This is a genomic window from Paenibacillus alba, from assembly GCF_013204855.1.
Lineage (GTDB): Bacteria > Bacillota > Bacilli > Paenibacillales > NBRC-103111 > Paenibacillus_E > Paenibacillus_E alba.
Window position 1 is genome coordinate 1 of record NZ_JABMKZ010000036.1, and the last position, 14,200, is coordinate 14,200.

At 44.4% G+C, this 14,200-nt stretch carries 14 protein-coding genes; all 14 read right to left on the bottom strand.

Annotated features, from left to right (window positions below):
- Positions 1-354 precede the first annotated feature (354 nt).
- Positions 355-1,608 (bottom strand): serpin family protein, encoded by a 1,254-nt coding sequence (locus HQN90_RS30010; protein WP_173226043.1) that lies wholly within the window; start codon positions 1,606-1,608, stop codon positions 355-357.
- Positions 1,609-1,755: 147 nt separating this feature from the next.
- A complete protein-coding gene (locus tag HQN90_RS30015) occupies positions 1,756-2,085 on the bottom strand; it encodes a hypothetical protein (protein ID WP_173226045.1) in 330 nt (109 codons plus the stop codon).
- Between the two features lie 44 nt (positions 2,086-2,129).
- A complete protein-coding gene (locus HQN90_RS30020; RefSeq protein ID WP_173226047.1) occupies positions 2,130-2,393 on the bottom strand; it encodes a hypothetical protein in 264 nt (87 codons plus the stop codon).
- A gap of 130 nt (positions 2,394-2,523) precedes the next feature.
- A complete protein-coding gene (locus tag HQN90_RS30025; RefSeq protein ID WP_173226049.1) occupies positions 2,524-3,318 on the bottom strand; it encodes a hypothetical protein in 795 nt (264 codons plus the stop codon).
- A 226-nt stretch (positions 3,319-3,544) separates the two neighbouring features.
- Positions 3,545-3,775: a hypothetical protein gene (locus HQN90_RS30030; protein WP_173226051.1), complete on the bottom strand. Its 231-nt coding sequence runs from the start codon at positions 3,773-3,775 to the stop codon at positions 3,545-3,547.
- A gap of 118 nt (positions 3,776-3,893) precedes the next feature.
- A complete protein-coding gene (locus HQN90_RS30035) occupies positions 3,894-4,505 on the bottom strand; it encodes a DUF4304 domain-containing protein (protein ID WP_173226053.1) in 612 nt (203 codons plus the stop codon).
- Between the two features lie 140 nt (positions 4,506-4,645).
- Positions 4,646-5,785, bottom strand: a complete 1,140-nt coding sequence (locus tag HQN90_RS30040) for a glycosyltransferase (protein WP_173226055.1) — start codon at positions 5,783-5,785, stop codon at positions 4,646-4,648.
- A 336-nt stretch (positions 5,786-6,121) separates the two neighbouring features.
- A complete protein-coding gene (locus tag HQN90_RS30045) occupies positions 6,122-6,424 on the bottom strand; it encodes a hypothetical protein (protein ID WP_173226057.1) in 303 nt (100 codons plus the stop codon).
- 112 nt (positions 6,425-6,536) lie between these two features.
- The gene (locus HQN90_RS30050; RefSeq protein ID WP_173226059.1) at positions 6,537-6,854 is read right to left on the bottom strand and encodes a hypothetical protein; all 318 of its coding nucleotides are present in this window, start codon (positions 6,852-6,854) and stop codon (positions 6,537-6,539) included.
- Positions 6,826-7,047, bottom strand: a complete 222-nt coding sequence (locus HQN90_RS30055) for a hypothetical protein (RefSeq protein ID WP_173226061.1) — start codon at positions 7,045-7,047, stop codon at positions 6,826-6,828. The genes HQN90_RS30050 and HQN90_RS30055 overlap by 29 nt, the downstream gene beginning before the upstream one ends.
- Positions 7,048-7,177: 130 nt before the next feature.
- Positions 7,178-9,073, bottom strand: coding sequence for a PrkA family serine protein kinase (locus tag HQN90_RS30060; protein WP_079409254.1), 1,896 nt, complete (start codon positions 9,071-9,073; stop codon positions 7,178-7,180).
- Between the two features lie 119 nt (positions 9,074-9,192).
- Complete coding sequence (locus HQN90_RS30065) at positions 9,193-11,001, bottom strand: cache domain-containing sensor histidine kinase (protein WP_173226063.1); 1,809 nt, start codon at positions 10,999-11,001, stop codon at positions 9,193-9,195.
- Positions 10,998-12,017, bottom strand: coding sequence for a response regulator transcription factor (locus HQN90_RS30070; protein WP_173226065.1), 1,020 nt, complete (start codon positions 12,015-12,017; stop codon positions 10,998-11,000). Before HQN90_RS30070 ends, HQN90_RS30065 begins: the two co-directional genes overlap by 4 nt.
- A 49-nt stretch (positions 12,018-12,066) precedes the next feature.
- Positions 12,067-14,190: a glycoside hydrolase family 31 protein gene (locus HQN90_RS30075; RefSeq protein ID WP_173226067.1), complete on the bottom strand. Its 2,124-nt coding sequence runs from the start codon at positions 14,188-14,190 to the stop codon at positions 12,067-12,069.
- Positions 14,191-14,200: the final 10 nt, after the last annotated feature.

Genomic DNA, 14,200 nt, shown 5'->3' on the forward strand with positions numbered 1-14,200 from the left:
CTGATCTACGGATTACGCAAATCCTATGCGCTGCAATTTTTTTAAAAGAGACTGAGCCGCGTCTTATTTAGTGATGTCTTTTTCTTCGACTGCCAGCTTTCTAATTTTCATGGTAGTTCAATGAAAAAAAGTGACCCACAGCAACGGGCTGTGGGTCATAATTATTTATATTTTAAAGGGGGGCTGTTTTATTATAGGCTTGATTCATTAAAGCTATATGAAAATAAGATTTCATTATTGTTACATTTATTCAGCTAACGAACTTTAGCTTAATAAACACCTTATCTACCAAGCAAAAACAGACACTTTCCTCAGTTGATGTGGAGTAACACGTTGCAGTTTAAGTACGGGCGTTTATGGTTCGACCACGGATCCTACAAAAAGCCATGCGTCGGTCTGGCGGTCTTCAATTGCGAAGAAGAACGGCCGGTTTATCGTCACCTTGAACGGTTCATCGATTGGTGCCGAAGCCCCTGCCATTTGTACCGAAGTGACCGCAGCTGCCTCCGTTCCATTTTCATTGACCTCGATGAACGTTTTGTGTGTTACCGCACTGATGAAAAGATTGGGCGGAACAGGGGCCATGCCGGAAAAATCTGCATGGACTTCGTCAAAGGGCAGCGTCATACCCATGGCCTTGAGCGGTTCTTTCAACTTTTCGCTGTATTCGATCTTCAAATGGGGAAGCTTAATTTCACCCCGGTTCGACTGGAACGATTCGTGCCAGCGGTTGGGATCCGCCCAAAGCTTGTCATGGAGAGCATCCAGTGAAGAAGATTCATCCGGAAGAATGATCAGCATGTCCATCTGTCCCTCTCCGTAAGGTAAGCGGATTGCTTGAAATTCCTCTTCCTGCAAATATTCATAAGAGCCTGACTGCGTCATCATCTGCACTTGCTTGGTGGAACCGTCCTGCAGTTTGAAGCTTTCTTCTTTCGTTGCAGAAGGTTGGAATTCCTTTTTCCAACCGCCATTGAAATAGACCGCATTCATCAGGATCAAAACTTCCATAGGATCGATGGATTCGATCATCCTGGGAATTTTTCCATTGGTATTCTTATTTACCCAGTCATTGATCGTGCCAGGAGCTTTGGGACTGTTGAAATCGAGCTCAGTTATTTTCGCGTCGTAAAACGCTTGATTGGTTTTCGTGAAATCACTGTGAAACGGTTTTCCTTTACGTGTCCAAAGCGAGTTGGCAATACGCACTTGAACGTCGCTGCCCGGCTGCTGCAAAAGGGAGATAAGCGTCTCGTTGCCCCGATTCATTTCATCCAGGGACATGCCTTGCCAGCCCAACGTCTTGGCCAATGAGACTTGCGTTTCCCCCTTGCTTCCGTTGTAAGTCATGGCGAGCGCCAAAGAAATGCTGGTCGGCGAAATGAATATGTTTTTCTTCTTGTTCTGCTCCGTTTGGACCAGTTGCCGATGGAGCTGCATGCCGAACTCGTTGCTTGCTTTGACGATACGCACATCAACTCCGGCCGCCGCGACTTGTCGTTTTTCCATTGAAATTGAATTTCCAGAAGGATTATCACACGCAGTCACAATCAGTACCAGCAGTATACCAGCCGCAAGAAGTTTACTTTTTCTAAAATTATCTTTCATTTCGGAACCCCCTGTCATTCATATGCTTATATGACGAGGAATATTTACATAATGTTCCATGCAATCGATTTAATTTTTGCTTGTATAGAAAGGCCTTAACGGCTAGAGGACTCCCACCGGATGCCGTTATTAAGCTATCGTTCCCCGTTAGGTTAACGTTTCGAGCTTTCCCGCGGTCAGTTTGAAGCTTAATAAGTCACCCTTTTCCTTTGGTTTCCATCCCCGATTAATTGCTTCAGGAATTATTAGGGCCACTTCAGCAGGCATTACAATTTTGTTATTAAGTGTTTCAACATGCGGAAACTCCACCCAGAACTCATTAATGTCTGATTCTATATTAACACTGAGTAATTGGCCGTTAACTTCATTATGCTGAACGGTTAAGGTGAGAATACCCTTTGCTGAAGGAGTGATTACCCATCTGTACAAGTCTTGCCCGACAGTAATCTTTCTTGTTCCCTTTTTACTAATAGTCATAAAGTCAACTCCAGTGTCTTATTTATTGAAGCTGTCGTTCCCAGTCAGTCACTTTCATATTCACCCTTAAAATGAAAGTGCTCGTGGTAAATACCATTCATACCTACCAACTTACCGGTTTTCTTATGAAAATAAGCAAAATTGAGGTTCAAAGGTAGCTTGAGTAAATCATAATTTACATCTTTTGGTAACCCTTGAATTACTTCGACTGCTTTTTCACGAGTTGTATATAAACCGACCGGAAAGAAGTTTGGAAAACGTTTAATATCTTCAGAAACAAAAATTCCCCATATTACATCTTTATCCAAGTCCTCACTCCGTTCTTTCTATTCCCCCCGTTATACTCATTAAAATTGCAATGATCTGTTCGTTAACGTAATAACGACTGCCAGCAGCAGCCGTTCAAGTATCGTTATCCGTTAGAGCTTAGCTATCTTCTTAGTCAATTATTTCCCATGTCACTTTAAATCCTCCCTTTAAGCCTCCGTCACCGACTGCAACAATTTTATATATTCCATCCTCATCAATATTAACTGATGACTTATGTTCAATTGTGTCTTTCATACCTGCGTAAGTTCCATTCGACTTTATTACATGCTGACCCGTTGATGAACCACCACGAGTATCCCAATTAATTTCAAAAATAAGTGTCTGTCCTTTTCGAACGTTAACTGGTACTTCCTTCGATCCATTAAACAAGTCAAAAGTAGCTTCATAAGTCGTTGAAGTGTATGTTTCAACCCAATTTAATTTTAGATTGTTAATGATAGTCATAGAGATTAACAAAAGCAGAGGAATACCTACACCAAAGAGATATTGAAAAGTCCACTTTTCTCTTCCAATTCTTGTCCCCGTATAGAAAATCATAGCAAATATTGCACCAAAGGTTCCTGCAAAGAGGAAACTAGAAAGCAACTCTTCAGAAGATAAACTAGATCCGCTACGAATGTAAGCAAGCCCCGGGAAGTAGGCGTAGCCACAAGCCATATATAGGAGAATTTCAAATAAGCGTTTTTTAGAAGGAATAAACCTCACGATTAGATCTATGAGTAACGAACAAGGAATGCTGTATAAATAAAGGATATTATACAATGAGACTTCCTTCATTAATCCAAAGACACTATAAAAATTCAAACCGTTAATTATCGAAAATATAGCGCAAAAACTGAATAAAGTAAGTCCAGAAGCAGCAAGTTTACTTATAAAATATTGCCATAACTCATTAATTCTCATATTCTCAACTCTTTTCAAAAGAGTGCTCTCTATATCCTTCGCTAACCAATCTTCAACCTCATTTATCAGGGGGATTCATCTAATAATACCATAAATATAATGCTTATTTTTTACATTTTATTACGCTAATCTGCCCGTTACTTCAATAGAAAAAGGAAGCAGATGCCGGTCGCGGCGATCTGCTCCCTGGTTATTTCACTAACGTTCCCCGTTAAGTTAAATCGTGTTAGACTCCATAGAAATCTTTTAACTTTTGCCATGTCTCGAACCAAAAGGTTTTCACTTTATCGGGTTTCGAAATCTCTATCTCAACATCGTTTTTAATTATATAAACTTTACCATCTCTAGTATTCATAGTATCGCCAAATCCAAAAGCGATATCTAGGCTATCTTTTCTATACTGTTCTTCTCTTGTATCTGACCACTCCGCCTTGCCAACCGAAAATTTTTTTTTCAATATCCCTTATCTCTCCCGTTTCCGATTTGTCTACACCAAGTCTGCTCAAATAGCTGCTGCCGGCAGTCTTTTTTTGTTGTGCTATAGTTTCCGTTAGGTTAACGTTCACTATGCTGACTTATAGCTTATCAAATTCCACTCCGTATTTATTGAAGATGGCCTTGTATTCATTTTCGAATATGGTCCATCGCTTTTCTGTTCCGTACTTTTCCTGCAAAGCCTTCCAATAATGTTTAGCCGCTGCTACATCATTGGATTGTAATAACAAATGAAAGCTCTCTTCACCCAAGTGTAAAAATGGACCTGAAGTGTAATAATCAACAAGGGATCTGGCACTGGTCATAGTATCATAGAAATGAATAACCTCTTCTAATCCACTTAGCAGCGTTTTTCTTAAATCATCCATATTCGTATCAGGAGTGATTGAAAATCGATCTGGAACAGACTCAACAATTTGCCCAATTCTTGCTCTGAAGTGACACTCCGCTTCTTGGGGTGCTGTCAGAATCTCTCTCGATTGTATCTGTGCCAAATCCGCTGCATAAATACCGCAGTTCACATAGAACATGACATTGTCCGCTGAATTGCCAGAGGCTTTTTGGAAATTGAACATGTAGATGAGGCTTTCTGTTATCTTATTGAAATTCAAACTCTTCTTTGCGAAGCCACGCTTGGAAAGGAACGGCTTTACGTCCTGCTTAATCATATCGTTAAAGAGCTGTTGCAACATGATTCCTCCTAGAAGATTACTATAGATTATTTGTTTTAAAAAGAGATCAAAAAAAATCCTCCAACCCCCACGATTCCTCTGGAGCTGAAGGGTTTCACTTCTTTTTATGTATGCAGCTGAGCCTTAAACTTTAGCTTTACCTAACCAATTCGAGCCATATATACGTCCTCTAACTCGGTTGCAGCCTCTTTAATATCATATCCGGCTTGTTGGACCGCTCGAATCCTGATCTCATCTGAAACCCTGTCACTGCGAATCGCCTTCATTAACCACTGGGCCCATATAGCTGCGTCTTGCTCCAAACTCAAGAAAGCGAAAAAACCGGCCTTCAGATTAGCCTCATCAGGCAAAGCATCCGAAACCACACATGGAACACCTGCCGCTTGTGCTTCAATTAAAATCATCGGCAGCCCATCTTCAAAAGAGGGCAGCGCGAGCACATCAATCTCCTGAAGAAGCTCTGCAATATCTTCCCGTATGCCAAGTAAATGGACGCGGTTCTGAATTCCCTTTTGCTCAAGAATCGCCTCAATTTGCGGACGCAAAGCCCCATCACCGATCAAAATCAGCCGCGCATTCGGGAGCCGGTACAGCAGCTCTTCAAAAATTTCAATCAGATATCGGTGATTCTTCACAGCACTAAAACGCCCAATATGACCAACAATCGGCTCATCCAGCGGAATCTTCAGCTGCTCACGAAGCGAGACACACTTTGTTATTCGGTTGGTATAGAGACTAAGATCAATGCCATTGCGCAGCATTTTACCTCGTTTATCGTTCATCCATTGGAATCCAAATAGTGCTTGGCTAGCCGTCTGCGAGCTTCCAACCCAACTTGTAGCCAGACGTCGAATCATATTCTTCTTAAACCAACGGGACATCTTATTTGGTGAAACCGAAAAAGTAGCTTCCCTTAAACTGTGACTATGAGCAATGCGAATGGGAATGCCAAGAAATCTGGCGATCAATAAAGTGAATCCACTTGCATCCACATTATGACTATGTATCGCTTGAAAAGGTCCTTCTTGTTGAATAATCGTTTTCAAGTCATACAAGTATCCGAACCGGCCTGCGTGATAGGGTTTCCCAAGATGAAAGATCCGTCCGCCCAATGCGCGTATTTCTTCGTCAAAATCGGAAGGATTCTGGGTATGCACGACAAAATCGAATTGCACCTTGGATCGATCCATATTCCGATATACCTTCATAATAAAGCTTTGTGCACTATCCTGATTCATATGACTAATTTGATGCAATATCCTTAATGGGCGACTGCTCAAAGCCATTCCCCCTACTTGAGTTATGAATATGAAGCAACAATACTTTAATCACAATTCCCAGATGTATATATAAATCATTAAATCCTGGATATTTTTTTACTTAATATAGGGAAAATAGGGGGGATAAGTTAACAAAATGTCATAGAATGTAAACGCTATCTACCTAAAATTGTAGCATGAATTTCTGGCAATTCCTATACTTAGATTAAGATTAGATAAAGATTTGATAAATTTTTTTACACTTTCCAGCTAATTTTAGGCAGTAAATAGAAAATACCGAGAAATTTTCTGCATCAGCAGATTTTCTCGGTTTCTATGTGTCACTATGCTATTGATCTAGATGCCAGGATAACCCGGATATGGCGGATAGTACGGGTACGGGTACGGATACGGGTATGGATAAGAATAATAAGGTAGTGTCGCATCATACACATAAGGAGCTGCAACCCACGGCAATACACCTACGCCACCGAAACCAGGAAAAAATCCTGCTCCATGCCCATGGCCAAACCCCGGACCAAATCCCGGACCACCATGAAAGCCATGCCCTAGCCCGCCGCCAAAACCGCCATGTCCGATGCCTCCACCGTGAAAGCCGCCTACTGGCGGACGAAATTCTTGCTCATTTGCATTCGTCATTGTTGGAATCACTCACATTCTTGTATAGGTTATTTGCCTAGTACACTGTATGTGTGCGAGTGCCTAGTTGGTGAATGGTTTTGAGAAAATGGGCTTGTTTCAAGACTTCTTGCTATTTTTTCCCTTTCCAGACATCACTAAGACCTACCCAAAAAACTAAAATCGTGGTGATCACAATAAAGCGAAAATCCCAGGCGTTCGGAAAATCATTCATCTGAGTTCCAGATGCGCGGAGCACTAGCACGAACAGGAGAAGAACCAAATCAAAAAACATGCAGTAGGCCATGCGAGCTGATAGTTTGTATAGAGGAAGTTTGTCCATCATTTTGCCGAATCCTAGAATGTCTGACCATCTTGAAGATTCTTTGGATTTATTCTGGGGGGAGTTGTCCTCGGGCCGATCATTGATCGGCTTTTGTTCGTCTTGCATCCTTTTGGCCAACTCCTTGCAACGAATCATGGGCGTCCAGCCACATCAGAATGGCTACAACAAAGCTTAAGCCAGCTACGAATAATCCCCCCATATTGGACAGCAGCTTCATCTCCCATGTCATGATTAAAGCTAGAAAACTCACTAGAAATGCGAGAAAGGAAGCTGTTTTTTTCATCGAGTTTCCTATCATAATCTACTCCACCTCCTTATTCGCTGATGGTATAGGATATGAGAGATTGATAGATTTGGTGCAGACGAGGCATTGCTCAATTCATGCAAAAGAGGACTTAAGAGGCGTCCCTCTCAAGTCCTTAGCGCCATTATCTATTCAGCAAGCTACCCACATAACGCAGTAATTCATTCGCACATACCGGGCAATACCCGTGCTCGTCGATCAATTGCTTTGTCACATCATTAATTTTCTTCAACTGCTTTTCATCCGGTGTTTTGGAGGAGGTTGTAATTTTCACGATATCCTTCAAATCCGCAAAAAGCTTCTTCTCAATCGCTTCGCGCAGTCTTTCGTGGCTGCTGTAGTCAAATTTCCGCCCCTTGCGGGAATACGAAGATATCCGGATCAGAATTTCTTCGCGGAATGCTTTTTTGGCATTTTCTGAAATTCCGATTTGCTCCTCAATCGAACGCATCAGACGCTCATCGGGATCCATTTCCTCACCGGTCAGCGGGTCTTTGATTTTCCCCCAATTACAGTAAGCCTCAATATTATCGAGATAGTTGTCGAAAATCGTTCTGGCTGACTCCTCGAAGGAATAGACGAAGGCTTTCTGCACTTCTTTCTTTGCAATATCATCATACTCTTTGCGCGCCACAGAAATGAAGTTCAAATAACGCTCCCGCTCATCTTTGGTAATCGATGGATGTTGGTCTAACCCGTCTTTGAGTGCGCGCAGGACATCTAATGCGTTAATGCACTGAAGATCTTGACGGATCAATGCACTCGAAATCCGGTTGATGACGTACCGCGGATCAATGCCGCTCATGCCTTCTTCCTGGAATTCATTTTGCATTTCTTTGAGATCTGCCTCTTTGTAGCCTTCGACGACTTCTCCGTCATACATTCTCATTTTTTTGACCAAATCCATGCCTTGTTTCTTCGTTTCTTTCAACCGTGTAAGGATAGAGAAAATGGCCGCATCTCTTAAAGCGTGCGGAGCAATATGAATGTGCGACATATCGCTTTGACTGATCAGTTTGGCATAGATTTTCTCTTCATCCGATACCCGTAAATTATAAGGAATTGGCATGACGATCATCCGGGATTGCAGCGCCTCATTTTTCTTATTTGAAATAAATGACTTATACTCGGTTTCGTTGGTATGAGCAATGATCAGCTCATCCGCGCTAATTAAAGCGAACCTGCCTGCTTTGAAGTTGCCCTCTTGCGTGAGTGACAACAAGTTCCAGAGGAACTTTTCATCGCATTTCAACATCTCTTGAAACTCCATGATACCGCGATTCGCTTTATTCAGCTCACCGTCAAAGCGATAGGCGCGCGGGTCGGACTCGGACCCAAATTCCGTAATGGTAGAGAAATCAATGCTGCCCGTCAGGTCGGCAATATCCTGTGATTTCGGATCGGATGGGCTGAATGTTCCAATCCCTACACGTCCTTCTTCTGAAATAAAGACTCGTTCGATCAAGACATCTTCAATGCAGCCATTGTACTCTGTTTTTAAACGCATTTGGCAGGAAGGACATAAACTGCCTTCAATCTTCACGCCTAACTCGCGTTCAATTTCGGGACGCAGCTCGAGCGGAATGAGATGTAGCGGTTCTTCATGCATTGGACATCCTTTAATCGCATAGACAGCCCCTAGATCTGTTTTGGCAAACTGCTCTAACCCACGCTTCAGCATGGTCACAATGGTTGATTTCCCACCGCTTACAGGACCCATTAGCAGCAAAATACGCTTGCGAACATCCAATCGACGGGCTGCGGAATGGAAATATTCTTCCACAAGCTTCTCAATAGCACGATCCAAACCGAAGATTTCTTGGTTGAAAAAGCTGTAGGATTTGTGCCCAGATTGGTCATTGATACCTTGCGATGCAATCATATCATAGACTCTTGAATGCGCTGTTCTCGCAAGTCCAGGATTTTTGCGAAGCAATTCTATGTACTCCGCGAACGTACCGGTCCAGCTCAATGAATCCTTCTCCGTACGATGCTCCGAAATTCTCTTGAATATGTCCATGGGTACCTCCTTTCACTGCTGCCCTTCACTAATAGGTCAGCTCGTGATGGTGAATTGTGTACTACAATCCTATGCACTCACGGAGCATAACTTGCCCGAAATTTTTATGAGAATTGGATTTAAGCAGATGCGGGCATCATCATGATCATTTTGGTGCCCACTTCCAATTTGCTTTCTATTCGGAGTCCATAAGTCTCCCCATAGACCATTTGGATCCTCCGGTGGACGTTCAGAACGCCGATCCCGCCTTTGATACCTGTCTCATCGATTTCACCGTCTGCCAATCGGTTGGCATTCAATTTCTCTTGCAGCTGTGTCAGCTTCGTCTCTGACATGCCAGATCCATTATCCTCCACACTTATCCAAAAAATTCCTTCATTTATACCTCCATCAATTCGAATGAAGTGATAATCCTCCAAGCCCTCCGGGAAAGCGTGTTGAAACACATTTTCGATCAGCGGCTGCAGGGTCAGGCGTACCATGACATGAAGCAGATATTCAGGCTTAATCGCCACATCGATCTCGAATTCTCGACCTATTCGATGCTTAAGTACAACCAGATAATAAAGAACATGTTTCAACTCATTGGCTACAGTAATTTCTTCTAGATTCGTCTGAACAGAATACCTCAGCATATAAGCTAAAGCCTTCACGATTTCGGAAATCTCCTCCGAATCCTGAATCGTGGCATAGCAAACAATCGTCTCCAAAGTGTTATACATAAAATGAGGATTAATTTGCAACTGAAGAGATTGAAATTCAGCCTTTTGGCGCTCCATGCGAATTTCCGAATTGTTTAATTCGACCTGCACCACGCGATCAACGGCTTCAGATAGCCGCTTGACCATTAAGTTGTAGCGCACCATCAGCTCAACAATTTCATCCCGGTGGGGAGGGAGTGGAATCGTCGCCCAATTCCCCTTTTCCGTTTCCCGCATGCCGGATTTAAGCACTCGAATCGGTTTGGCAATGGATGTGCCGAAGCGATAGGCAAGCAAAATCGCCAAAACTAACGTAAATAACCCAACGACCAGTGTCGTCGATCGGATATTGGACAGCGGCTTGCGCAATTCGCGAAGCGGCATCGAAACGACAAGCTGCCAGCCTGAATAATCGGAGTCGCGGCTTACATACATCCGTTGATCGACTTCACTTGCATCAATAAATGAACGAGAATCTGCTTGCTTCAGCTTGTCGACAAACTCCGCGGGTACAGTCGTGCCAACTTTTGCTCCATCAGGGTGGTACACATAGTTGCCTTTGTCATCAATGATAAATAGGTACCCGTATTTCCCGAGATCTATCCCTTTCCATAAAGCAGATAAATCGGCAGAGCGCATTTCAATGGCGAGCAAGCCGCTCAGCTCAGGGGAGGTGAATCCACGAATGCGGCGAACCAAGGTTAACATCTGATTCTCTTGCCCGGCAATAATCGTATGATTTAGAATGCTTAATTGCCCATCAGCCGTTGTATTCGCCAGGAAATAGTCCCTCTGTTTGCGAATATCCTCCGCATTGAAGGATTGCTCCGTTACACCATTATAATAGTACACCGCATTTTGCTTATCGCTAATTAAATAGACAGAAGCTAGTTTCGGATTTCGTATAAATAAAGGATCCACGCTAGTCTCGCGAATGGTATTGCGATACGTATAGAAGTCATACGCTTCCCGAGTAGAGGGCAAATCTATGAATTCCATCACTTGCCTATTTGTTAAAATCGAGACGATAGAACGCTCATAATCCTTCAAATATATATCCGTATGGTGAACCGCGTTTCCAACGATTTGATTCATTTGGTTCTCTACCATTTCATCCAGCTCACCGGAGGTAATCACATAGGAAAAAATGCCGACGCTGCCCAATGAAAGAATAATAACAATCATAAAATAAACGAATATTTTCTTCGTAAATCCTCGAATCTTCATTTAATACCTAATCGAGCACGATATTCAGACGGTGAAACGCCAACGATTTTCTTGAAGGTTTTCGTAAAATGAGGGTAGTCGTCATATCCTACATCTGCGGCTACATCCACGATTCGGACATGCGGGATTGCCAGCATTTCTTTCGCTTTCGTCATTCGCTTGTTGATGCGATACTGGACAAAGGTTTCATGCGTTATTTTCTTAAATAGTGCGCTGAAATAGGTCGGCGTTAATCCGACCATCGCAGCGACTTGGTCCAGCGTAATCTCTTCTGACAGCTTGCTGTCGATAAACGCTTTGGCCTCTTCCATGGGATCCTTGAAATTGCCGCTTCGGACGGCCAGCAAGCCTTTTACCATATGGTGAAGACCTTTCTCGAAAGCATCAAGCGCTTCTTTCACGCTATCTGCCTGCAAGTGGGCAGGAACGGAATCAGGCGAATAACTGCGTGACTGAAAGCGTTTTACAAGAATACCGTTACAATCATCCAATAGTTCTTTCAACTGGGCAAGCGAAACATTCGCGGACATGCAGTAGTCACGCCAGCGAACCATGAGGCTAGTTAATTCTTCGATTTGCAAAGCCCATATTTGCTGTTCCATCTGATCAATCCACTCGATATAACGAGATGGCGGTATATAGCTGCGCGCTGGCTTTCTAATCAATTGATTCAGCATATCATGGACATCGGATTTCGTGACCGGCTTCAACAAATAATGTCGAACACCATAATTCACACTTTTTTGTGCATATTCAAAGTCACTGTAGCCGGATATCACAACGGTCTTAATATGAGGGAATTCCTCATAAATAATTCTGCATAGTTCCAGTCCGTCCATTTTGGGCATGCGCACATCCGTCAACACAAGATCTGGTTCTGAAGCCCGAATTCGCTCTAACGCAGCCTCGCCATTCTCGGCCGTCTGAATTTTGGAGAACGCGGGTGCATACAATTCCGCCATCTTCATCAATCCTCTGCGAATGACGGGTTCATCATCTACGATCAATACATGCATGTCCAGACCCCCTCACGCTTCTCAAAATCGCTGATTCAATTATGATTTCTTACGCCAACCGAGTTTGAGAGAACCGCCAAGTAACGCCCCGATACGACGTCCACTCCTCGCTGTTCCCAGTCAGCTCTCCGGCATATTGGCCATCTGCATGTTGGGTGACCGTCAGCTTCCGCCAGCTGCATGTCCCGTCCTCATAATTAAAGGTTTCGCCGTCATCGTCGTACAAAAGTCCTTCGCCAGGCTCAGTGCCGAAGTGGACAAGTTCCAGCGGGACCTGTGTTCCGGATGCCGGAACATGCGGCAAAGATGGCATCATCGGGATGACAGCTCCACTTTTAACAAATACAGGAATTCGTTCTAAGCCGGCTTGAACTCGAACGATGCAGCCCCCGGTATAGCGTTCTCCGGTCTCTAGGCCATACCAGATGCCTACTGGCAATAGAACCTCTCGTTCTGTTTCTCCTTCAACCAGCGGTGCGATTAAAAGCGCATCCCCGATCATAAACTGGTCGTCCCATTCTCTCACTTTTTTCTTGCCGTAAGCCGCGTCTGTCGTGTTCAACATCTGCTGCTCCGCTTCGACAAGCTTCGCTTCTGCTGCAGCGATCTCAGACGGGGACATCACGAAAGGCATGGCTTGGAAAGGCGGAATTCCTTGCTCGCGATATTTGGCGAAAGCAGTATACAAATAAGGCAGCAGTCTCATCCGCAGCTTGATATAGTGGCGAACAACCTCCTCTACCTCTGGGAAAGACCACGGCTTCGTACCATCTCCCCATGCATTCAGCATCGCTAAGGGAGAGAAGCAAACGGTTTGCATACGACGCACCCAATCTTCCGCATTTCTAGCTCTACGCACCTCAGGCGTCCACAGCAGACCGCTAAAGGAAGAGTTGCAAAGCGCGCGAATAAATTGCTTATGATCATATAGATCCGAGTACAGCACATAAGGCATTGTGGATGCCGCAGCGTTCGAAGCTCTGACAAGCCCGTACGTTCTGCGGTTTTTGCTGCGAAACAGATCGGCTGTCATTTTTTGAAACATCAACCCATACATCTGTCTCATCTGTTCGCCGTCCAGCCCGGAAGGAAACTTCGCATGTCCCGGAAACATCCAGGAATTGTTGGTCAATTCGCTGCCATCGCATTCATCCAGCTTATAACCGGAGACGCCGATATCTACATGCTGCTCTTCATGCTGCTTTTTGTACAAACTAGCGGCCTCTGTTAACGAATAATCAGGCGCCAGCCCTCCCCATACGGTATGACTGCCCGAAAGCGGCTGCAGATCCGCATACATTTCGCTGTTCGGCGATACAAAGGGATGCTCCCACAGGTTCACGCGAAAGCCCTTTTGCGCTAGCTTTTCCACGAATTGCCCAGGCTCCGGGAATCTGCTTTTCTCCCATTCATACGTGACTGGATAGCTGTGGCTGTGCCAGCCTGGTTCCAGTCCGATTACATCGCACGGGACATCATGGAGACGGAACTGCTCCGCTTCCTCCAGTACCTGCTGCTCATTATACATCGTCGGAACGCGGTGCCAGAAGCCAAGGCCCCACTTCGGAGGCAGCACGCCGCCACCGCCAAATAAATTATATCTAGACACGACATCCGCAAGAGTAGGCCCCCCAAATAAATAGACGTGTGCGCCTTCGGCAGGAATACGAATTTCTACACGCGAAGCGACCGGCGTTGCTATCCATCCCCGATCGGTATTGCGATCTCGAATCGCTTCGCTATGCGTGTCCTCCTGCTTTAGAGTTGATCCGCAATAAATCGTTACGATTCGCGAAGTATCCACCCATACGCCGTAGCCAAGGTCGCTGACATAAAAAGGCACTGGAGCATGCGTTTCTCCGGTATCCTGCTTGGGGTCGCTGTTCACACGCAGATAACGGTTTCTTCCCCGCTGATTCATCCGCAATAACTGAAGACCTGTCCCATACAGCTTCTCGGTTCGATCCAGCGGAAAGGACAAAATGAGACTGTCCCCTGCTTCCTCAAGCTGAATGCTGTCCCAATCAAATGGTGGCTTCACTTGCGGCATTTGCTGCAAAGCCTCCTCTTTCGGTGAAACTTCCATCCATGATAGCGGGGTGATCGCCTTCGGTTCTCTAATCGTCAGACGCCATACGCCCAGTGCTGATAATTGCCAATTGTTTGTATTCATGCAGAGTCTC